We start from the raw sequence: 21,028 nt of genomic DNA, 5'->3' as shown, positions 1-21,028 counted from the left end.
CGGCTTCATGGAGCTTGCCGGTCACGGTGCCGGGGAACGGAACCGGGCGTTGGAACACCATGCCCACCCGCTGGCGAAGCCGCAGCGGATCGAGCTCGGCCGTGTCTCCCCCTCTAAAAAGAACCCGGCCGGACTCCGGCGCCTCCAATCGGTCACAGGCGACGCAGCGTGGACTTCCCCGAGACCGACAGCCCGGCTACGGCCGTCACCCCGCCGCTCAGGATCGCGGCCGTCAACCCGTCCAGTGGCATTGGCACCTCCTCGAATGACGGTCACGTCCTCGAATCGGAATACCTACGCCATGTTTCTCCTCCGATACCTGTCAGGCGCTCTTCACGGCCTCCGCGATGAGCTCCAGCGCCTCGGCCCCTCCCAGCGGAGAATAGACCGGCTCGGGGTTCCAGGAGAACACCTTTCCGGCCTGGACGGCGGGAAGCACCTTCCACGTGGGGAACTCGGCCATGGCGTCCTGCTGAAGGCTCTGGGTCCGGACGTCCAGCAAGATCACGTCGGCCTCGTACTTCCCGACGTTCTCCCACGAGAGCGTCTCCCAGTAACCGGTCTCGTCGGTCTCGGGTTCGACGAACTCGACGCCGAGCGCCGCCGCCGTCTGCAGGTCGGGGAACCACGTGTGGTCGCCGACGTAAAAGTAGTCCTTGATCGCCGTGCAGGCCAACACCTTCGGCGGCTTCTTCGCGGCACTCAAGGTCTCCGCCGCCGAATTGTAGCGGGCCTGCGCGTCTTTGGCCTCGTCGCCGTCCAGGTCGGCTCCGAGGGCTTTCGCCAGGTCGGTGTGGCGCGCGATGATCTCGGTCAGGTCGCCGCCGCTGACCTCGATGCCTATGGTGGGAGCGTTGGACTCGACCGTCTTCAGATGCTCCTCGGGGACGAACCAGAGGTCGAATCCGGCATAGAAATGCGAGATGAGGACGTCAGGCTCCAGCCCGACGTAAGCCTCCTCGTCGAACTCACCCAAGGCGTTGCCGATGATGGTAAGGCCGTCGACATCCAGCCGTCCGGCCTGCAGATCGGGACTTCCGTCCGCCTTCACGGTGGGGCCGAAGACGGCATCCACCCCGATCCCGTAGTCGTGCAGGGCTGCTGCGAGACCGGTGAAGGCCACAATGCTCTCCGGCGCTCCCGGCAGCTCCACCTTGCGGTCGCGGCCGTCGGTGTAGGCCCATTGAGACGCCCCTTGAGAGCCGCCCTCGGAAGTTTCCTCGCCGCAGGCGGCCAATGCCGTCGCAGCTCCTATCGCGACGGCCGTCCCGAGCAGGCGTCGACGTGAGGTCGACATGGTGGGGTGGAAATCGATGGGCATGAGCTCTCCCTTAGTCTCGAGCCATAAGGCAAACCTGACATTAGGGTAGCCTAACCTAATCTGCGGCGTGAGCCGGGACAGGACGAGGATGGTCATACCTATTGCCTTGCAGCAGAACGGGATTTGCTCCGCACAGAAGCGCGGAACCATCCGCCCCAGACCCATGCCTTGCGTGGTTGCAGAGGGAAATACCGACAAGCGGATTGTCAAGAGCGCGGGGAAGAAGGCCGCAGTACTGGGCCGGGGTGTATCGGATCGTATTGACAGTGCCGTAGAATCCGCTTACCCGAATGCTCACGGTGGGCCTGACCGAACTGGGGAGAACGATCAGAATTTGGGTCCTGACCTGCGATTTTAGAGTCGGGACGACAGGATTTGAACCTGCGACCCCCCGCTCCCAAATCACCTTTGTCGTCAGGACAAATCTATGGCAATCGACCGAAATTCGGGCTAACCTTCCAGCTCATAGCCGATACATGAATGACACTGCATATCATTTTGTGTCGGCCCGTACCAGTCCGTATCACCCCGTCCCACGGACAAATGACGGACACGAGACCCCCGGAGGTACGACATGGGCTACGCGAAGAAACGCTACGACAAGAACGGCCGACCGCGCTACACGGCCGTCTACATCGACGCCGACGGACGAGAACGGTCAGCCGGCACCTACGACGATTCCAAGGTGGCCGACCGCAAGTGGCAGGCCGCTGAGGTGAAGGTTGCGGAGGGCCGCGGTGACCACCTCGTCCGAGGCCGCCAGACCTTCAAGGAGTATGTGGAGACACACTGGCTGCCGAACCTCCAGGTCGAAGTCAAGACGTACGAGGGCTACCACTGCACCCTCTACGCCTACATCATGGACTTCTTCAGTTCGAAGAAGATGCTCCACATCCACGCCAACGACGTCCGGCGCTGGCTCAAGGACCTCAAAGACCAGGGGATGAAGCCCAGCTATCGAATGCACTGCAAGATCCTGCTGTCCACCATCATGAACAGCGCCGTCCGCGACGACGTCATAGTCGGAAACCCGTGTTCCAAGGTCAAGACGGAGAAGGTCGAACCGCAGCCGATCCCCGTCATCACCCCGGAACAGTTCGAACTCTTCCACAAGAACCTGCCCGATGCCCGCTCGCAACTCCTGGTCGAAACCGCAATTGAGACCGGCCTCCGCTGGGGCGAGCTCACGGAACTCCGTCCCAAGGACATCGACTTCGCCACCCGCGTCCTCACCGTCTCCCGTGCCGTCGTCCAGGTCAGCCCGAAATTCCATCCCGAAGGTGGTCGATTCGTCGTCAAAGACAAGCCAAAGAGCGGGAAACGGCGCCACCTCAAAATCGCCGCTGCACTCTGCAATACGCTGCTCGACTTCATCACAAACCAAGAAATCGGCCAGGACGACCTCATATATCAGTTCTCCGAAGCTCCGAAAGAACGGCGGCCCCAGTTGCCTCCAGCACAGGGGAACACCGAACCCAACGAGAAGGGCCGCACCTATCCCCACGGCACTATGTCCGCCTACACCGCAGGGAAGTGCCGCTGCGACCACTGCCGACGAGCGATGGCCGACTACCGAGCCGAACGCCGAGCCAACGGCAAGGACAACCCTCGAACTCCCCGCACCTGGGATACCGACGGCCACATCCCCAACCGGTGGTTTCGGGACAACGTCATCAAGCCGACGCTGAAGAAGGCCGAGCTGACAGTCGACATTCGAATGCACATGCTCCGCCATGCTCATGCCTCGTGGCTGCTCAACGGCGGTGCAGACCTCCAGGTCGTCAAGGAACGACTCGGCCATTCCAGCATCACCACCACGGAGCGCTACCTCGGCACCCTCGACAACGCTGACGAGACTGCTCTTGAGGCCCTGGCGTCCGTCCGATTCCGCTCCTCGACTGTCGCTGCTTCGGAGCCCGAACCTGCTCGGTCCCCTTCGGTCCAGGAAGCAGGCACTCCTGACGAGATCCTCAAGCAGATGGCCGAACTGCAAGCCAGACTCGCCGCGATGTTCCCCCAGCAGCAATGAGAATCAGGTCGGGACCGGTACAAATGTGCCGTTCCCGACCTGTTCAACCTGAGATTTCTCAGTTCTTCAACAGCACGTGCAGTCTGTCTCGCACCATCTCCGTGGCCAAGTCCTGCACAGGAATCCAACGGTGTCCCGAGACCTCTTCCTCCTGAAGCATCACGGCCTCGGTGTCGGTACGCCGGAGCGCGAACTGGAAATCCGCATGCCAGTGCTCCGGCTCCCCCTTGGAATCGGAGTGCGGTATGCGGTGCACGTCTATACGCATGGGCAGGTCACCGCCACCGATGGTATCGACTGACTTAATTCCCGTCTCCTCGGCGACTTCGCGTTTCGCGGCCCCTATCAGAGTCTCGTCTTCCGGTTCGGTGTGCCCTCCGGGCTGGAGCAGCTTTCCAAGCCCCTTGTGTTCAATATGAAGAACTCGGTTCCCGGAATCGACTACGAACGCCGATGCCGTCACGTGGCCCGCGAGGCGCTCGCGAGTCGCCACGGGATCGGACTCGGCCAGCGCGTCGAAGAGCGGCCTCAGCTGGTCTTCCTCGTCAGGATGACGATTGAGGTACATCGACGCGATGGCCTTGATATGGACGTTCGGAATCATGCGTTCTCCCTGAAGTAGTCGAGCCAGAAGCTGGCGATCTGGCGTCGGATTTCGTCGGACACCTCATGGTGCCCAAGCTCGTAATGGCCGTCAATGAGGCCCGCCGTCGCCGCGAGGATTTCAGCCTGCACCAGGTGGATGAATGCGCCGACGACGGCACCGTGGATGAAGTTGACCGCGTTTCCAGCGTTGTGGATGTGGAAGTAATGGCCCGGAATCTCCCAGCGCGACACATGCTCGGCGATCGGATTCACGGTGTAGTAATCGGCGAGGCCGGTCAGATCCAGCTCATCGTCGGAGCTGGTCACCGTTGCCACATGGGCTCCGTTCGGTAGGCGCGAAAACTCATCGAATCGCAGCGACCTGTTCCCGGTAGCGCAGAGGACGAGCCCAGCGCCGGCGATCGCTTCCTGACAGGTGCGGGCGACGGTGTACCCGATCGACAACGCCCGCGCCTGGCGCACCGGGTCGGTGTCGAACACGCGGACCACCGATCCCTTGGCACGGAGAGTTGCGGCGGCGGCTCGGCCGATCTTCCCAAAGCCGATCACGGCTACGGGCCGACCGATGGGAATGTCCCCGACCGATCGCATCAGCGCCTCTGCGGAGAAGGCGCAGGACTGCCCGACGAGGTAGTCCTCAGGCTGCTTCAACGGCGAGCGCGCGACCGAGACGATGGGGCACGGAGTTTCAGCCAGGTCTCGGTAGCGGCGGTAGCCGTTCTCCGTGTCTTCCACGACGCCCAAGATGCGACCGGAGAATTCCCGGCACAGGTGGGCGAGTGTCGGGGCGAAGTAGCCGCCGATGTCCGCCAGGACGATGTCTTGTCCCCCGGCTCGGTGTTCGAGGTAGTCAAGGGCGCCGTTGGGATCACTGAGCGTGGCGCGGTCTAGTTCGTCCACTGTGTGTGCGACGGCGACGTTTGAGAGGGTCGCGGGGTCGACGCTCTTGGGTTTGGGCAGAATGGCCGCGATCGGGGCCAGTTCAGTCATGGCGGCGATGAAGACGGGGCTTTGCGGCAGCAGGTGCGTGATCAGCACGGTTGAGGCTTTGCCGTCCGGCTTCACCGCGTCGGCAACGCGGGTGAAGTACCGCGACAGTCTGGCGGTTGAGGAGAGGTCGTCCATGGTGTCCTTCCCTTCGATTGGCGAGATGGTCTCGGGAGAATAGGGGCCCCGGCGTGTCGGTGCCGGGGCCCGATGCCCGGCTCCCCACATTGCCGGGCGCACCCCCTGTGTGTGGCTTGTAAGACGCCGGCTGAGCGCCAGTTGTCGGGGAGTAGTTCCAGGACCTTGCGGTAGATGTTCTCCCGGTGAGAGGCCGGAAGGTCCTTGGCTGAGCCGTGCCAGATCGGTGGAAACCCATTCCGCCGGGGGAGGCTCAGGAGCGGGCCGGACTCGTCGCGCACGTGCCAAGCCTCGGAGTCCGATGAGAACTTCCAGCTTCGTGGTGCCGAGGCCCGACCTGTTCGTCCAGCGCTTCGGACAGGACTCTCTGAAACGTGGCCTTCCAATGAAGTCCCTCCTCGTACTCGGCCGCCCATCGCAAGCCGCAGAGCTCTCCGTCGGTCCAGTCGGCTTCCAGAACCGGCTTCCCGAACGTGTTCACGACGCTGACGGTGCCGCCGTCCTTGAGTTCGTAGTCCCACCAAAGGGAGTCGAACGGGAACGTGCCCTTGGGTATTCTCGTCATGGTCGTCCTCGTCCTCCTCTGTCTGATATGTACCGACCTCCGCATGTGAGGCCATACTTGTACTATTGGCCACATCGGTGCCCGACTCCAGAGGGTTCCTGATTCAGACTGATTCAACTGGGTTTCCGGGGGTGACGTTGGAGAACCCGTGGCTTATCTTTGGGACTGCCGTCAAGCAGCTTCGCACCGCCTGCGGGCTGTCGCGGTCGGCATTGGCACGCCGTGCCTCGGTATCGGAATCCCACCTGAGGAACATCGAGAATGGCCAACGCCGACCGACCGACACCACGGCGGAGAACCTCGACGAGGCTCTCGGCACTGACGGCCTGCTCATCGAACTAGCTGCGGCAGGAGACAACGAGATGCGTCGCCGGACGATCCTTCAGAGCATCGCGGTGCTCACTCTGCCCGTCCCCATGACAGAGGACGTCGAGGCACACCAGTCTGACGTTGAGATCCTCGGGGCACGGCTTGAAACCTACCGAAGGCTTGACAACGCCCACGGAGGATCGGCTATCCGGACTGCGGTTTCCTCCGCACTTCGACATGAAGCCCTGCCGATCTTGTCCCGACGAACAAGCGGCTCCAATGAATTCGAACTCAAGCGAACGGTCGCAGAACTCGCCCAACTAGCCGGCTGGACCGCCTACGATTCCGGCCTGTACAGGGAATCTGACACGCACTTCTCTACGGCGCTCTCGCTCGCGCTGGACATCGGGGACAACGCACTCGCCGCCGAGGTTCTGGCCGCTCAGAGCCACCAAGAGGCGTGTCAACGGTCTTGCGAACTTCCCCACTGGCGGACTCGTAAGGTCCCTGCTGGCGGACATCTAAGTTCCCCAGAACACGACTGAACGTTTCCGTTTAGCTACTGAAAGAAACGACTCCTTTGCCAGTAGTCGCTTCGTTCAACCGGTGGCTCTCGCCTGAGGTGACGGCGATGTGCGCGTGGTGCAGCAGCCGATCGACAGTGGCCGTGGCCAGTGTTTTCGGCATAATCTCATCGAACCCGCTGGGGTGGAGGTTGGACGAGACGGCCAGGGAGCGTTTCTCATAGGCGCTGTCGACCAGGCGGTAGAACCCTTCGGCAGCGTCGTCGGAGACTGGAAGCAGGCCGATGTCGTCGACGATGATCAGGTCAGCCCGGGCGATTCTGTTGAACGCCTTGTTGACCGTGTCGTCAACGCGGTGGCGTCGGACGATCGCTCCGAGGTCTTCGATCGTGAACCAGGAGACGGCCAGGCCGGCGTCAACGGCTGTCTGTCCGATGGCTTCGCTGAAGTGCGACTTGCCTGTTCCTGAAGGACCACAGATGCAGAGGTTCTCCCTGCGACCGATCCATTCGAGCGTGCGCAGCGCCTGCTGAGTCGGGGCGGGGATCGACGAGGCGGTCTCGTCCCAGACATGGAAGGTCTTCCCCGTGGGGAACCCTGCCCGTTTGCGTCTGGTGCGCAGGTTGGAAGACTCCCGGCCGGCGACTTCCTCGGCCAGCAAGACGCGGACGATCTCGGCCGGGTCCCAACGCTGGGCCTTGGCGGTCGGGACGACCTCCTCCAACGCTCGCCGGAAATAGGGCATCTTCAGCCGTTTGGTGAGGGCGATGGCCTCCTCGTAAGCCTGCCCGGTCGCGGCGGCGACGGCAGATGCGGGCGCCGCCATTCGAGGTGGGACCGGGGCGGAGGTGGTGTCGGTCAATGGTTTACCTTTCACTCATCATATTTGTTTGGCCTCGAACCCGGCATAGCCCAGGTTCGGGGCTTTTCTAGTTCGGTCCGAAGGACGCCCAAGCGCCAGTGCCCGGCTGTAGGGAGTGGTCCTCCGAAGCGCGTGTGACCTCGGCGCGGGCGCGGTATTGCTGGTAGGCGAGGATGTCGTCGAACGAAGCGGTGTCGAACCGCTCTGCGGTGCAGGCGGTGGCCAACGCTCGGATGACAGCGGGCCTGCCGTGGTCGCAGACAGCTTCGAGCGCTCGGGTCATGGTCTGGGAGATCCTCGAGGCGCCTGCGGCTGCGGCGGCGATCAGCCATTCCTCCGCCTCGTGCCCGAGGGCGAGGAACTGGGATTCGATCTTGTTGCCGGGTTTCGGGCGCCGGTTCCCGCGGGTCGAAGGCGGGTAGTGGTCGTCGTTGATCGATGGTTGGCCTGGTGTGGAACGCGTGTGGCGGGCGACCTCGCGGGCTCCGGCCTCGCTTGCAGCGACGATGACGACCTCGTCGCCATCATGGCGAACCCAGACAGTCTGATCGGTAAGCTGGTGCGGGACGGAATAGACGACCCGGTTGAGCGTGACCGTCGCGTCCCTCCTGACCCGCCGAGTCTCCCCGAACGCTGCCGAGAACGGTTCCTCTGGGACCAGGTGCAGACGGGTCTGTTCCTCCATCAGGGCCTCTGCCGGGACGCGTTGAGTGGCGGTATGGACGCGGAAGTTCACTTCTTCGGACCAGGCCTCGCAAGCCTCTTCCAGGGCGGAGAACGCCCCGTACTGGGCCCGCAGGTTGACGGCGGTGGGGACGAGGTCGCGCTTGGCGATCTTCACCGTGTTCTCCGACCCGCCCTTGGACTCTGGATCGGCTGGGAGACAGGTGCGGACGGTCGTGCCGTAGAACCGTCCGACCTGCGCCATGGTTGGATGGCGGACTGGGATGCCGGCGACGTGGTCGAGCGTGACGGTCTTTTCGTTGTCGGTCAAGACGTAGGTCGGGACGCCCCCGATGATGCGGAACGTCCGGTCTAGGCAGGCGGCGACGGTCGGCAACGTCTTGTCCCAGATGGGGAACACGACGCGGAAGCGTGACCAGGCCAGCCAAGCACACCACAAGTGCGTGCGCTGCCCGTCGACCTTCGGGCCTTCGCCGTAGTCGTATTGCAGCCACATGCCCGGCTCAGGGATCCAGGGACGGTAAACGCGCCGGTTCCCCGACCGCCAGGCGTGCTTCGCCGCGGCCACGGCCCGCCGTGTCGTCCGGTCAGTGCCCGTGAATCCCAGCGCGGTCAGCTTGCGGTGTACGACATCAGCGCCGATCTTGCCCTTGGAACGCTCGACGAGCTCCTCGATTTTAGGCAGGTAGGTGTCGATCATCTTCGCCCGCGGCTTGCGCGCGGTGGGGTCGACGCCCTGGCCGCGCAGCGCGACGTAGTGGGCGACAGTGTGGTGGTCGCAGCCGGCGAGTTCAGCGGCTTTGCGGTACGAGCCGGTCAGGTCGTAGGCCTCGAGGATTTCCATGATCTCCCTATCCGATTTCACAACCGGTAATCATCCAGAACACGATTCGATAACAGTGGGGAATTTTCGTGTCCGTGAGTGGGGACCCAGTCCTGTCCGCCAGCGGGGACTCTAACTGGCCACCATTGGGGAGTTTGGCACGTCCACTAACAGAGGCGTTCAGACGCCACGGACCGAAGGCAATTCAATTCGCCGATGCCGCGCTCAAATACGCGGTGAAGAGCGGCCTTCCGTCCCTCGTCTCCGAAGTCCATATGAGCAAGGCCCACGGGCTCGCGCTCACCGACTCGCCTCGCCAGACTGTCCAAGCCTTGGCGAGCGCCGAGGACGCGCTGAGCAAGGTCAGCAAGAGCAACGATCCCGCCTGGGCAAAATACCTCTGTGATGCCTACCTGCAGGCCCGAACGGGGCACACCTTGCTCACCATGGGGGACGCTGCGACCGCCGTCCGATCAGCGGAGGCGTCACTTGACATGGACGATTCGTTCGTGCGCGGGAAGATGTTCAACTTGGTGTTGCTGGCTCAGTCGCTCACGGACGTGGGTGAGATCGAGCAAGCCGTCAGCGTCGGCCGTAAGTCACTGGCGCTGGCGCGGCAGCTCCGTTCCCGACGTTCGATGGAGTATCTGCAACGTCTCGCCACGCGGCTCATCCCTTACCGCTCGAATGCCGACGTCTCAGACCTCGTCAGTACGATCGGTGCCTTCCTTGCTCCCGTCCAGCAGGACGGCTTGAAGCCCGATGATCGACGCTGAACCGATGATCTCGCCGACTGCAATCCGATCGGGGATTTCCTTCAAGGGCACCCAGACCAGCTCGGACGTTTCGTTAACGTCTCCGCTGTCCCGAACCTTGCTCGCGCCGTATGACACGAACAGCGCGTTCAGCGCGTCAGCGGTCGCCACCCAGGGTTGGAATGAGAGGAGCGGCTGCAAGCTCGTCGGTTTCCAGCCCGTCTCTTCAAGAGCTTCGCGCGCCGCGCACTCGATGAGACTCTCCCCGTCCTCGCAGTAGCCGCCTGGAAGCTCCAGCACCCAGCGGTCGATGACGAACCGATGGCGGCGCATCATGAGCACCGAATCGCCCTCGACCATCAGCGTCATGGCGGCGGCCGGAGCGCGGTATACGTACTGCTCGAATTCCGTTCCGTCCGGAAGTTCGACCTCTGCGATGGACCACTTCGCCCGGCGAGAATCGTCGACGATCCGCTCTTGATGAATCTTCCACTCAGCCACGTCGGCCATCGTAGCCGAGCCGCCGGGCCGGCGACACGTCTGCTGCCTCGACTTCACGACGCAGCGCCACCCGAGCGCAGCACGAAATGAAAACACCAGTCCACGAAGTCATCGAACCAACCATTATCAAATGATGCCAGTTGATTCCTATTTCAAAAAAGAGGAACACACGTCTTGCAGTTTTCAACTGCCTTAGATACGCTTGCCTGCCTGCTGAAATCGACGTACATAACAGTCTATTATGTTGCGTCTCAAAGAATATCAGGAAATGCCGTTTCGTGTCACGCCGTCCGGGAGGAGCCACCCATATGATGACGCTGGCTAAGATCACCGCCGGACACGGCTACACCTACCTCACCGACACCGTCGCCAACGGCGACCGCCCCACCTCCAAGACCGACAACTCCCCCGACGACGGCGGCGTGGCCGACTACTACATGCGCCCCGGCACCCCGCCGGGCAGATGGCTCGGCTCGGCCATCGAACACATCGACCTATCCACCGACGACAGGGTGAGTCGGGAACAGATGATCCGCCTGTTCGGCCACGGCCAGCACCCCGATACCGGGGAACAACTGGGCCGGAAATTCTTCACTTACCAGAACCGCGAACCGGCAACCTATCAAGAGCGCCTCGACAAACGCGTCCGCGCGATCACCGCCAGGACCGGACGCGAACCGCGCGAGGCCGAACTGCGCGAGGCGCGGGCAGCGGCGGCGAAGAAACCGGCCACGGCCGTGGCCGGCTACGACCTGTCGTTCTCCCCCGTCAAATCCGTGTCCCTGTTGTGGGCGCTGCACCCCTCCGAGCACGTCCGCGCCCAGGTGAAGTGGGCGCACGACGCCGCCGTCGCTGAGGCTCTCACCTTCCTCGAAGAGCACGCCGCCCACGCACGTACTGGGGACGGAACCATCCAGATCGACACGCACGGACTGATCGCTGCCGCCTTCGACCACTGGGATAATCGCGAGGGCGAGCCCCAGCTCCACACCCACGTCGCCATCTCCAACAAAGTCCACTGCGACGACGGCAAATGGCTCGCTCTCGACGGGCGCGGCCTGCACCGCATCACCGTGACCGCCTCCAACGTCTACAACGCCGCCCTCCGCGGCGAGCTGACCAAACGCCTCGGCGTCGGGTGGGAGGCACGCACTGACACCGTCGGCGCGAAAGAGCTGATCTGGGAGATCAAGGGCATCGACCGAGGATGGATCACGACGTTCTCCGGCCGCTCCCTCGGGATCAAGGACCGCAAAGCCGAACTGGTCGAGGCCTACCGACAGACCCACGGGCGTCAACCGGACGTGGAAACCAAACGTCAACTGGCCCAGCAGGCCAACCTGGAGACTCGCAGCCCCAAGGGCAAAGCCACCGCCCTGGCCGACCTCCAGGACCGCTGGACGAATGAGTTCACCGACCAGCACGGACCTGATGCCGCCACCAAGCTTGCGAGGATCACCGCCGGACGCGGCGTGCGCGGCACGGAGAGCACCACGCCCGAGCAGATCGCTGCCGACGTGGTCGCGTCGCTGTCGCAAGAGCGGGCGGTATGGAACCGGTGGCACGCAGAGACCCACGTCCACCGGCTCATGGCCGAACGAGGAATCAACCCCACCGACCATGCCGAACGCCGCGCCTTCATTGACGCCGCCGTGTCCGCCGCGCTCGGCTCCTGCGTCAGCCTCCAGCCACCGACCATCGCCCCCGAGGAACCAGAGGTGCTGCGGCGGAAGGACGGCGAATCGGTGTTCGTCCCCCACGGGTCGGAACGCTATACCTCCGAGGCGATCCTGAACGCCGAGGCGCGGCTCGTGGACGCAGCCAGCAGGCCCGGTACCGCCACCTACACGACCGCCGAGACGGCACGCGCCCGCTTGGAAGAGTTCGACCGGACCAGCGGGGTGCGGTTGGATTCCGGGCAGCGGGCGCTGGTCGAGTCGTTCGCCACCGACCACCGCGACGTCGTCGCCGGGATCGGACCGGCCGGGGCGGGAAAGACCGCCGCGATGAAGGCACTGGCCCATGTCCTCGACACCGAGAACCGCCGTCTCGTACCGCTGGCCGCCTCCGGGGCCGCCGCTGACGTGCTCTCTCGCGACCTGGACCGGAAGGCCGAGGTGGTCCTTAAATTCGTGTACGAATGGACCACCGGGTCGGTCGCGAAAGCCGCCGCCGAAGGCCGACCGCTCTACGGCGGGAAGGAGTTCTTCGCACTGTCGCCGGGGGATGTTGTGTTGGTCGATGAGGCCGGCATGGTCGGCACCCTCAACCTGGACGCCGTCCGGCAAGTCTGCCAAGACCACGGCGCCGTCCTCCGACTCCTCGGTGACCATCACCAGTACTCGGCCGTGGAATCCGGCGGCACCCTTCGCCTCCTCGCCACCGAGACCGACACCGTCGAACTGAACGAACTCCACCGCTTCACCGACCCCGCCGAAGCCGAGGCGACCCTCCAGATCCGGGCCGGCGACAACACCGCCGTCGACTTCTACCAGCAGCACGGGCGCCTCCACGCCGGAGACGCCGACGACCTACGCGAGCGGGTCTACCGGGCCTGGCTGGCCGACACAGCCGAGGGTAAGACCTCGATGATGATCGCCGGAACCAATGACGAGATCACCGCACTCGCTGCCCGGGCACGCGCCGACCTCGTCGCAGCCAGGACCGTCGAACTCGACGGTGTGCCCTTGTGCGACGGCAACCAGGCCGGAGAGGGCGACCTGATCGTCTCTCGGCGGCCAGACCGGACGTTGGAGGCCTCCAACCACGCCTACGTGAAAAACGGCGACCTCTGGCACGTGTACGACCGCCACGACGACGGGACACTCACCGTCCAACACCAAGACCACGGCGGCACCCTCCGCTTGCCCGCCGACTACGTCGCCTCGCACGTCCAGCTCGCCTACGCCGTCACCGGGCACCGCGCCCAGGGCGCGACGGTGGACACCAGCCACTCGATCATCAACCCCGACATGGCCGGCCGCGCCGCCCTCTACGTCCCCGCCACGAGAGGCCGCGAAGAAAACCACCTGTACTTCCTCACCCCACCACCGCAGGACGAAGAAGGACAGCAACGGACAATGACTCCGGAGGAGGAGCAGTCGGCCGCCGCTGCTGCGTTCGTGACCGTCATCGGGCACGACGACGCCGAACGATCCGCCACCGAACAACTCCGCGACATCCAAGACCACGCCGACAGCCTCCCCGACCTCGTCGCCCGCCTCGAATACGCCCAAGCCCAGCTCCCGGAGCACCAACAAACCGGGGAAGGGCCTATTCCGGCCGTGCCATGGATCGACTGGCACACGACCGAACAGACACCGCCGGCCGACCGGACGCCGCTACAGAGCTACGTCGCCGAACTCGGGGCGACCATCAACGACCAGGCGATGGGTCTAGTGGACTCCTACCTCAACGACTACCCTATGTGGATACGGGAGTTCTGCGGACCTGAGCCCGAGCATCCCGAGGCGCGCGAGTACTGGCGGGAGGCTGTCGCCGTCGTGTGCGCCGCCCACGAACTCTACCGCTTCGAGTCCACCGAAATCTTTGCTCCACACATGGAAGGCGTCCGCAACCTCGTCGCCCGTGCCGCCGAAGACGCACGGGACCTTAGCCACGACGCCCAAGAACTCACCAGCAATGGCGAATACGAACACCACTCGGCTGCCCCCGAGGACCGGCCCACCAACCTCGGCACCCCCGCCCGCCCGGCATACGCCCCGCAGCCGGACTACGACCCGAGCGACGAACTCCTACAGACGCCCGACCCGACACAAGACCTTGGACAAGGACCGTCGTTGGGCATGTAGAAACCTATCCTAAGTGGTGCTGCCTTCGTTTCGGATCACCAGGACAACGGCCTGCCTCATCGTCATTCTGGTGCCCGATCGTCTACCAGTGCACTGAACGCAAGGCGTGCTTCGTCAAGATCAATTTTCGGGAGGAGTTCGGCTAGATCCCAGGTGATCAGCCTCGTTTGCCGGACAAGATACACGCCAATCTGGCTTATCTGCCTGTCAGGCACCATCAGAGCATAAGCAACGATCTGGAGAAGCCACTCGCCGAGCTTGGCCTCAGGCTGGGCAGTGTACTTGATATCAATCAAAGTGGACCCAAGGATCAGATCCGCGATAGCGTACCGGTCGACCAGTGTCACCGACACCTCTACCGGTCGCCCTAGTTCGTCAAGTTGTGACCTTCCGAACTTGCAATACGCAGCCCAGAGATCCGACAGCCAGGGGGTTGCGACTGGCGGCTCCCACAAGTGGGTCCAGACATGCGCCTTTGCTAGGAGGCCATCAGGTTCCGCAAGCTCGGGGCGGTGCAATAGTTTCGATATTTCGGAGACATTCCAGCATGCGGCCAACAGCGGTACTGATTCATGAAAAGGTCGGCTGGAGGGGCGCCGGTCCCGTATCCACAACGTCCACGGAGTAGTCGAGGATACTACGTGATCCCGCGCGATGAAGCCTGCGGCACGCACAAGGTCAGCGGCTCTCTCGCCACCATCCGCGCGAAGGACATCGAGTTCAGGTCGATACGGTACAACCTCAGCGAGATCGAACCCGATCGCCCACTCCATCGCAAGTCCGTATTGATCGGCAACAGCCGGATCATAGTCGTCGTTCAAGTCCACAAGCTCTGGGTGGACCGCGCACTGAGCCAACCAAGCTTCCTTGAGCCCGGCGAGATCAACCATGTGTTGGTCAAGGAAGTTTCTGACCGGGTTCGGAAAGCGGATGTCTTGAGTCAGGGTCACCTTTGCCACTGTGGCGCAAGTAGTCCGCGGTGTCAAGATCCACGGACCGGACTGAGCGAGGCTCACGCATGAAGACGAACCTCGGCCAGCAACATTTCCTAACATGGGTACCTTGAGCCTGTTTCATCTTGAGTGCCTTTCGATTCGGTTCAGCCGCGTGATGGCGTAGACGAGTTCGGTGGTGTGCTCGGGATTGCCACGGAGCCTTCGGAGGACTTTCCAGCGTTTGAGCTCGGCGAAGACTCTCTCACCGACCGACCGCCACCCTGCATGTTCTCGGTTGTAAGCCTTCTTCCAACCGGGCAGATCCCGTCCCTTGTACGGCGCCCCGACTCGCTCAGGAGCCAGACCTTGGAAACCCTTGTCGGCGAAGCCGTACAACCCGGTCTTGCGGAGGGCGGCCACGATCTCCCACCGTCGGGCGGCGGTGATGTCATGTGTGGAGGCGCCCAAGGCCGGCGAGATCCAGATGAGGTTTCCAGCGAGATCGGCGATGGCCTGGACGTTCATTCCAAAGTGCCGGTGCTTTCCCGACCAGTAGCCCTTCTTCGTCAGGACGCGGTCAGTGGGGATGACGGTTCCGTCGAGGAGGACGGAATGGACTCCTCGGCGCCGGGCTTTCCGCAGTTCATGGCGGAGGTCGGGCACTTGGGCGGCGAGGAGGGTTACCGTCTCGCGGACTCGGCGCCAGGCGGTGGAGCGGGAGATGGATCGCGCGGCGGCTAGGTTGGCGTACGTTTCACCGTTGTGCAGGTAGACCAGTGTCATGAGGGCTTGCTGGCCGGGGTTGAGGAGCCTCCACCTAGTCTGGCTTCGTCTCTGATGGGATCGGATGAGCCGGGCGACATGGTTGAGGGTTCGGTTGGACAAAGGGAGAACAGCCTGGTAGAACAACATGTGGAAGCCTTTGGTTGTTCGGTGAAGTAGACAGCACTCGTTCTACCAGGGGCTTCTCTGCTGCTTCCAAACAGGAGACTCCCGTTTCACGCGTTGAGACCGTCAAATACGTTGTGCTGCTGGGGAATCCGCCCAGGTTGAAACGCACTCCTTCCGGCGCCCTGGCGATGATTCGATACGAGACAACTCGATGGCACTATAATATTCACAGTTGGAACTTCATGTCAGTATCCCAATCACCTAATATCAAAGCTTCACGCACCTTCAAATCCACTATCGTGGCGATCTTCTCTATAAAAGCAACCATATTTTCTGCTGAGTTAAGTTTTACGTACGGTTTTGCTCCATTATGGACAATATTATTGCGTTCCTTTGTAATTCTGTTGAGTTCAGTTGCAGTTCCCATTCCAGTTTCTGCATCAAAGTCCTGCTCCTTCCATTGGCAGCCAAGGTACGAAAGTGCATTTGCCAATTTAGCAAACCCTTGAAACGATTTACTCTCCAACCAACCCTCAAGCGCATTCCTGAATTCCACCTTGGCGGCATCACTAGACTCCGTCAGTGCTACACGAAGCGCAAGACCCGGGTCATCTTTGGCAATCTGTTTAAACGCAGACTCCATATGACGATCTCCGGATCTATAGTATGGAACAATTTCCAAAATTAGGTCACTAAGATAAGCATCCAAAGCGCCAATAGCAAATACCAGACACCCTCTTAGGAGTTCTTTCTCATCGCTAGTTGGATGCCCACGTTTCCTATCCATCTTGAAGATACGGAGAAACGAACGAGAGCGTTCAATGTTGGTTTGAAAAACTTTAAACGAATTGGTTCTTCTCAGTCGAGTCATTATTTTCCTTAATGACACCATTACCGAAATGAAGTGACGTTGAATAAAATCACCACTGCAGCATCATCAAATCATGATACATGAAATCATAATTAATATTTGCAGATCGGCAGATGGAATGATGGAGTCGACTCCATCCATTCCTGATCTGTGCGCCACTGTCACCTGCCATGTGGTTTGACATGGGTCCCGCTGAAGCGTGCCCATAGCGGATTGGGGCGGAGTAGCCCACCGCCCACGCCGAACCAGCTTCGCACGCTTCGTGCCCGCGTCAAACCACCTCGGTCGCATGAGCGCCGCTGATGGGTAGTGCGGAGTCAAGAAGGAAGCGGGGAAGGCCGTCAGAACGGTCCGGATCGTGTCGGGTAATGTCAAAACGGGATGGGAAGTCCCACGGACAAATGACGGACGAGCGAAGTCCCCGAATACGAAGCAAGGCCAGAGACAAGGCCCTGACCTGCGATTTTAGAGTCGGGACGACAGGATTTGAACCTGCGACCCCCCGCTCCCAAAGCGGGTGCGCTACCAAGCTGCGCCACGTCCCGGAGACCGATGGTGTGTGATTGAGCTGTTCAGAGAGCACATCGGCCGACACATAGCATAGCGCATGGGCCATGACCGCCGAGGAGTGGGCCCTGAGAGTTGAAGGAGCCCACTCCCGTCGACCGTCCTTGACGGCCGCTACTGGTCGAGTCCGGCGCGGATGGCCTTGGTCAGCTCGGCGTCCTCGGTGTCCAGCGACGACTCCCAGTAGAAGGCCCCTCCGAGGCCGTTCTCCCGCACATAGGCCATCTTGGCCCCAACGGTCTCGGGAGTGTCAAAGGACCACCAGTCGCCGTTCGAGTAGTGGTACGCGGCACCGCCGACGGTGCCGGTCGGGGCGGCGTGCTCACGCAGCCAGCGGTAACTCGCGGCACCGGGGTCGGAGTCGCCGGTCGCCACCCCGGTGGCCTCGGCCCCGGGAGCGCCTTCTTCGACACCGGACCAGCCGCGCCCGTAGAGGCCCAGGCCGAGGTAGATCTTGGAGGCCGGAACCCCGAGGGAGAGCAGCTTCCGGACGGAGGTGTCAGCACTGGCCGGCGCCTTGGGATTGCCGTCGTAGTCACGCAGAGGCGAGTGCGGCAGGGTTACCCGGTCGTTGCCGTTGGCGAAGTCGTAGGTCATGAGCAGGTACGCGTCGATGTAGGGCGCCGCCTCCCCGTAACCGCCGGAGTCGAGCACGCCGCCGTCCTGGGCTCCCGCACCGATGGCGGAGGTGACGAGCTCCGAACCGAAGCGCTCGCGGAGGGCCTTGATGAGACGGGGATAGGCCTCGGGCCCCGAGGTGTCGGTCTCGATCCCGGTCGCGTTGGGGTACTCCCAATCGATGTCGATACCGTCGAAGACGTCGGCCCAGCGGGGATCGTGGAGAAGGTCGTAGGCCGAGTCGGCGAAGAGCTCGGGGTTCTTCGCGGCCTGGGTGAAGCCGGGCGAGAGGACCCAGCCGCCGAAGGAGTAGACCACTTTGAGGTGCGGGTGCAGCTTCTTGAGGCGCCGCAACTGTTCGAAGTGCCCGCCGGGGGCGTCCTGCCCGTCGACGGACTCGGCGGCGGGATGGCGCCGCTCGTGGGAGGCGTGGGGATCGGTGATGACGGCCTTGCCGTCGACGATGTCACCGAACGAGTAGATGAGGTGTGTAACTGCGGCGGCCGCACCGGAATCGTGCATGTGGCGGGCGTTCCCGCCCCATTCGGTGAAGTAGGCGTACACGGGAAGCATGAATCACTCCAAGGATCTCGGTTGAGATGATAATAGCTCGGATTGTTTGCTATTGCGGATCCTGGGTGATGACTTCCTCGGATGCATTGTGCGCGTGGCGGGTCAGGAATCTGTAGTCATTGAGGAACGCCTCGGTGTCGGACTCGTAGCCGAGGAAGGCCGCGAGGGCTCCGAGCGCCGGCCCGGTGGGGATCTGGTCGCGCGGAACCCCCTGGGTGAGGGTCATGGCGTTGCGCACCCGGGAGACCAGCAGCCACGCGTCGCGCAGATGCCCGTGAGTCTCGGGGGCGAGGTACCCGGCGGAGAGGGCCGAGTCGAGGGTGGTGATGGTGGAGGTCGACTGGAGCGAGGGGTGTTCGAGCTGGAGCAGCTGGACGGCCCACTCGATGTCCACGAGACCGCCGCGCCCGAGCTTGGTGTGGGTGGTGCGGTCGGCGTTGCGGGGCAGGCGCTCGGTGTCGACGCGGGCCTTGAGGCGGCGGAAGTCGACGAGGTCGGTATGGGTGATGGGCGCGGCGTAGCGGACGGAGTCGAGGTAGGGCTCGATGTCGAAGTCGGCGTGGACGACGCGGGCACGCAGCAGGGCCTGGCGTTCCCAGAGGAGCGAGCGGGTGGAGTAGTAGCGCCGGTAGGCGGTGAAGGAGGGCACGAGGGGACCGCCCTTGCCCTCGGGCCGGAGCCCGAAGTCGAGGGTGACGGGCGGTTCGTTGGCGGGGGCGTTGAGCAGGTCCCGCATGAGGGAGACGGCGCGGGCCGCGACGGCGGGGTCGCCGTCGTGGACGACGACGATGTCGGCGTCGGAGCCGTAGGCGGTCTCCTGTCCTCCGTAGCGGCCCATGGCGATGATGGCGAGGGGCGTGTTCTCCGCGCGGGTGGCGACGGCGAGCGCGGTGGTGAGGACGGCGTCGGTGAGGTCGGAGAGGGCGCGGGCGACGGCGCGGAGGTCGACCAGTCCGAGGAGGTCGGCGGCGGAGATCCGCAGGAGTTCCTGGCGTCGGATGGCGCGGACGGCCCCCATGGCGACGCCGGGGTCGGTGTGGCGCGCGGCGGCCTTGCGCATTCCGGTGGCGAGTTCTTTGAGGGTGCGGGGTTCGAGGTCGGCGTCGTCGGCGAGGTAGCGGAGGGCCTGGGGGCTGCGTTGGAGGAGGTTGGTGAAGTAGCGGGAGGTGCCGAGGAGGCGAGCCAGGCGGGTGACCGCAGGCGGGACGGAGTTGGGGCCGCCGCCGGCGGGGGCGGCGTCGCGGAGGAAGCGGAGGTACCAGGGGGTCGATCCGAGGGATTCGGAGACTTGGCGGTAGGCGAGGAGTCCGCGGTCGGGTTCGGGGGAGTCGGCCAGTTCGTCGAGGACGACGGGCAGGAGGTTCTTCTGGAGGGTGGCGGTGCGGGAGACGCCGGCGGTGAGGCGGCGGATGTGGGTGAGGGCGGTGGCGGGGTCGCTGAAGCCGAGTGCGGAGAGGCGGGTGGTGGCGGCGGACTCGGAGAGTCGGAGGGTCTCGGTGGGGATGGAGGCGACGGCGTCGAGGAGGGGTTTGTAGAGGAGTTTCTCGTGCAGGCGGCGGGCGGTGGCGGCGTGGGTGCGCCAGACGGCGAGGAAGTCCTCGTCGGCGATGTGGCCGAGGGACTGGCGCAGGTGGGTGAGCGCGGGGCCGGGTCGGGGCAGTTGGTGGGTGCGGTGGAGCCGCCGCAGTTGGAGGCGGTGTTCGACGGTGCGGAGGAAGGCGTAGGCCTCGCGGAGGTCCGCGCCGTCCTGGCGGGCGAGGTAGCCGCCGGAGACGAGGGCGTCGAGGGCGTCGAAGGTGCTCTTGACGCGGAGGTCTTCGTCGGCGCGGCCGTGGACGAGTTGGAGGAGTTGGACGGCGAACTCGATGTCGCGCAGTCCGCCGGGGCCGAGTTTGATCTCCCATTTGCGTTTGGCGTGGGGGATTGACTTCTCGACGCGGGAGCGCATGTCGCGGATGTCGTCGACGAGGCTGGGCCTGTCGATGGCTTCCCAGGCCATGGGGGCGACCTGGGCCTGCCAGCGGCGGGCGAGGTCGAGGTCGCCGGCGACGGGGCGGGCCTTGATGAGCGCCTGGAACTCCCAGGTGCGGGCCCAGTCGCGGAGGTAGGCGAGGTAGGAGTCGAGGGAGCGCACGAGGGGGCCGTTGCGGCCTTCGGGGCGGAGGTTGGGGTCGGCCTGCCAGGTGTACTCGGACATGGTGCGGCAGACGTATTCGGCGCGGCGGGTGGCGATGTCGAGGTCTCCGGAGCCGATGAAGACGATGTCGACGTCGGAGATGTAGTTGAGTTCGCGGGCGCCGGTCTTGCCCATGGCGACGATGGCGAGGCCGGCGTCGCCGGGGTACTCGGCCTCGGCGATCTCGTAGGTGCGCCGCAGGATGGTGTCGGCGAGGGTGGAGAGGGAGCGCATGGTGGCGGGCAGGTCGGCCCGGCCGCGGTAGTCGTCGATGGCGATGCGGGCGAGGTTGATCCGCCATGCGGTGGGGAGGTCGCCGGGGGTGGCTCCGTCGAGCAGTCCGAGCGTGTCGCCTTCGAGGGCGGGGACGTGCTCGGGGTGGTGGGTGAAGAAGTCGCTGAGCGAGTCGGAGACGGCCGCGAGCGCGGAGAGGTCGTCCATTTATCCGTCGAAGTGCGCCAGCGGTTTGCGCCGTCCGGTG

The 21,028-nt window shown here is 63.7% G+C and carries 16 protein-coding genes and 1 tRNA gene; 4 read left to right on the top strand and 13 right to left on the bottom strand.

The features are described 5' to 3' along the window. Positions 1-322 precede the first annotated feature (322 nt). The gene (locus tag ACFTE1_RS04690) at positions 323-1,321 is read right to left on the bottom strand and encodes an ABC transporter substrate-binding protein (RefSeq protein WP_380618096.1); all 999 of its coding nucleotides are present in this window, start codon (positions 1,319-1,321) and stop codon (positions 323-325) included. Between the two features lie 574 nt (positions 1,322-1,895). On the opposite strand from ACFTE1_RS04690, the gene ACFTE1_RS04685 reads away from it, so the two are divergent. Further along, positions 1,896-3,350 carry a tyrosine-type recombinase/integrase gene (locus tag ACFTE1_RS04685; RefSeq protein ID WP_380618095.1) on the top strand — a complete coding sequence of 485 codons (1,455 nt, stop codon included), beginning with the start codon at positions 1,896-1,898 and terminating at the stop codon, positions 3,348-3,350. 58 nt (positions 3,351-3,408) lie between these two features. Here the strand turns inward: ACFTE1_RS04685 and ACFTE1_RS04680 are convergent, their stop codons facing one another. The 3 genes from ACFTE1_RS04680 to ACFTE1_RS04670 form a co-directional block, all read right to left on the bottom strand. Continuing rightward, a complete protein-coding gene (locus ACFTE1_RS04680; protein ID WP_380618094.1) occupies positions 3,409-3,954 on the bottom strand; it encodes an NUDIX hydrolase in 546 nt (181 codons plus the stop codon). Next, the gene (locus ACFTE1_RS04675; protein WP_380618093.1) at positions 3,951-5,081 is read right to left on the bottom strand and encodes an NAD(P)-binding domain-containing protein; all 1,131 of its coding nucleotides are present in this window, start codon (positions 5,079-5,081) and stop codon (positions 3,951-3,953) included. Before ACFTE1_RS04675 ends, ACFTE1_RS04680 begins: the two co-directional genes overlap by 4 nt. Positions 5,082-5,334: 253 nt before the next feature. Then, positions 5,335-5,646, bottom strand: coding sequence for a hypothetical protein (locus tag ACFTE1_RS04670; RefSeq protein ID WP_380618092.1), 312 nt, complete (start codon positions 5,644-5,646; stop codon positions 5,335-5,337). Positions 5,647-5,711: 65 nt separating this feature from the next. Between ACFTE1_RS04670 and ACFTE1_RS04665 the strand changes: the two genes are divergently transcribed. Beyond that, entirely contained in the window at positions 5,712-6,500 is a 789-nt protein-coding gene (locus ACFTE1_RS04665) for a helix-turn-helix domain-containing protein (protein ID WP_380618091.1), read from the top strand. A 10-nt stretch (positions 6,501-6,510) separates the two neighbouring features. Here the strand turns inward: ACFTE1_RS04665 and istB are convergent, their stop codons facing one another. Next, positions 6,511-7,305 carry an IS21-like element helper ATPase IstB gene (gene istB / locus ACFTE1_RS04660; protein ID WP_380624786.1) on the bottom strand — a complete coding sequence of 265 codons (795 nt, stop codon included), beginning with the start codon at positions 7,303-7,305 and terminating at the stop codon, positions 6,511-6,513. 103 nt (positions 7,306-7,408) lie between these two features. Continuing rightward, on the bottom strand, positions 7,409-8,890 hold the full coding sequence (gene istA, locus ACFTE1_RS04655; RefSeq protein ID WP_380624784.1) for an IS21 family transposase: 1,482 nt from the start codon (positions 8,888-8,890) through the stop codon (positions 7,409-7,411). A 113-nt stretch (positions 8,891-9,003) separates the two neighbouring features. Between istA and ACFTE1_RS04650 the strand changes: the two genes are divergently transcribed. Further along, the gene (locus ACFTE1_RS04650; RefSeq protein ID WP_380618532.1) at positions 9,004-9,624 is read left to right on the top strand and encodes a hypothetical protein; all 621 of its coding nucleotides are present in this window, start codon (positions 9,004-9,006) and stop codon (positions 9,622-9,624) included. Here the strand turns inward: ACFTE1_RS04650 and ACFTE1_RS04645 are convergent. Beyond that, on the bottom strand, positions 9,547-10,113 hold the full coding sequence (locus ACFTE1_RS04645) for an NUDIX hydrolase (protein ID WP_380618534.1): 567 nt from the start codon (positions 10,111-10,113) through the stop codon (positions 9,547-9,549). The genes ACFTE1_RS04650 and ACFTE1_RS04645 overlap by 78 nt on opposite strands. A 299-nt stretch (positions 10,114-10,412) precedes the next feature. Here ACFTE1_RS04645 and mobF point away from each other — a divergent pair, with 299 nt between their 5' ends. Continuing rightward, positions 10,413-13,916, top strand: a complete 3,504-nt coding sequence (gene mobF / locus ACFTE1_RS04640; protein WP_380618536.1) for a MobF family relaxase — start codon at positions 10,413-10,415, stop codon at positions 13,914-13,916. A gap of 62 nt (positions 13,917-13,978) precedes the next feature. Here mobF and ACFTE1_RS04635 read toward each other — a convergent pair whose 3' ends face one another. The 6 genes from ACFTE1_RS04635 to ACFTE1_RS04610 all read right to left on the bottom strand — a co-directional run bounded on the left by ACFTE1_RS04635 (position 13,979) and on the right by ACFTE1_RS04610 (position 20,988). Next, positions 13,979-14,866: a hypothetical protein gene (locus ACFTE1_RS04635; protein ID WP_380618538.1), complete on the bottom strand. Its 888-nt coding sequence runs from the start codon at positions 14,864-14,866 to the stop codon at positions 13,979-13,981. Positions 14,867-14,989: 123 nt separating this feature from the next. Next, complete coding sequence (locus tag ACFTE1_RS04630) at positions 14,990-15,763, bottom strand: transposase family protein (protein WP_380618540.1); 774 nt, start codon at positions 15,761-15,763, stop codon at positions 14,990-14,992. A 205-nt stretch (positions 15,764-15,968) separates the two neighbouring features. Continuing rightward, positions 15,969-16,613 (bottom strand): HEPN domain-containing protein, encoded by a 645-nt coding sequence (locus ACFTE1_RS04625; protein ID WP_380618542.1) that lies wholly within the window; start codon positions 16,611-16,613, stop codon positions 15,969-15,971. A gap of 471 nt (positions 16,614-17,084) precedes the next feature. Next, positions 17,085-17,158: transfer RNA gene (locus tag ACFTE1_RS04620), tRNA-Pro, on the bottom strand. A gap of 136 nt (positions 17,159-17,294) precedes the next feature. Further along, positions 17,295-18,371 (bottom strand): glycoside hydrolase family 18 protein, encoded by a 1,077-nt coding sequence (locus ACFTE1_RS04615; RefSeq protein WP_380618544.1) that lies wholly within the window; start codon positions 18,369-18,371, stop codon positions 17,295-17,297. Between the two features lie 49 nt (positions 18,372-18,420). Continuing rightward, positions 18,421-20,988 (bottom strand): bifunctional [glutamine synthetase] adenylyltransferase/[glutamine synthetase]-adenylyl-L-tyrosine phosphorylase, encoded by a 2,568-nt coding sequence (locus tag ACFTE1_RS04610; RefSeq protein WP_380618546.1) that lies wholly within the window; start codon positions 20,986-20,988, stop codon positions 18,421-18,423. Between the last annotated feature and the right edge of the window lie 40 nt (positions 20,989-21,028).

Source organism: Salininema proteolyticum (assembly GCF_042685645.1).
GTDB classification, from domain to species: domain Bacteria; phylum Actinomycetota; class Actinomycetes; order Mycobacteriales; family Micromonosporaceae; genus Salininema; species Salininema proteolyticum.
The sequence above is the reverse complement of the archived record's forward strand: the minus strand, read 5'-3'. Positions and strand labels throughout refer to the sequence as shown.

Bases quoted from the DNA above. Each gene is read 5' to 3' on its own strand.
- ACFTE1_RS04690 (WP_380618096.1), bottom strand. From the start codon at position 1,321: ATGCCCATCGATTTCCACCCCACCATGTCGACCTCACGTCGACGCCTG.
- ACFTE1_RS04685 (WP_380618095.1), top strand. From the start codon at position 1,896: ATGGGCTACGCGAAGAAACGCTACGACAAGAACGGCCGACCGCGCTAC.
- ACFTE1_RS04680 (WP_380618094.1), bottom strand. From the start codon at position 3,954: ATGATTCCGAACGTCCATATCAAGGCCATCGCGTCGATGTACCTCAAT.
- ACFTE1_RS04675 (WP_380618093.1), bottom strand. From the start codon at position 5,081: ATGGACGACCTCTCCTCAACCGCCAGACTGTCGCGGTACTTCACCCGC.
- ACFTE1_RS04670 (WP_380618092.1), bottom strand. From the start codon at position 5,646: ATGACGAGAATACCCAAGGGCACGTTCCCGTTCGACTCCCTTTGGTGG.
- istB (WP_380624786.1), bottom strand. From the start codon at position 7,305: ATGGCGGCGCCCGCATCTGCCGTCGCCGCCGCGACCGGGCAGGCTTAC.
- ACFTE1_RS04645 (WP_380618534.1), bottom strand. From the start codon at position 10,113: ATGGCCGACGTGGCTGAGTGGAAGATTCATCAAGAGCGGATCGTCGAC.
- mobF (WP_380618536.1), top strand. From the start codon at position 10,413: ATGATGACGCTGGCTAAGATCACCGCCGGACACGGCTACACCTACCTC.
- ACFTE1_RS04630 (WP_380618540.1), bottom strand. From the start codon at position 15,763: ATGTTGTTCTACCAGGCTGTTCTCCCTTTGTCCAACCGAACCCTCAAC.
- ACFTE1_RS04625 (WP_380618542.1), bottom strand. From the start codon at position 16,613: ATGACTCGACTGAGAAGAACCAATTCGTTTAAAGTTTTTCAAACCAAC.
- ACFTE1_RS04615 (WP_380618544.1), bottom strand. From the start codon at position 18,371: ATGCTTCCCGTGTACGCCTACTTCACCGAATGGGGCGGGAACGCCCGC.
- ACFTE1_RS04610 (WP_380618546.1), bottom strand. From the start codon at position 20,988: ATGGACGACCTCTCCGCGCTCGCGGCCGTCTCCGACTCGCTCAGCGAC.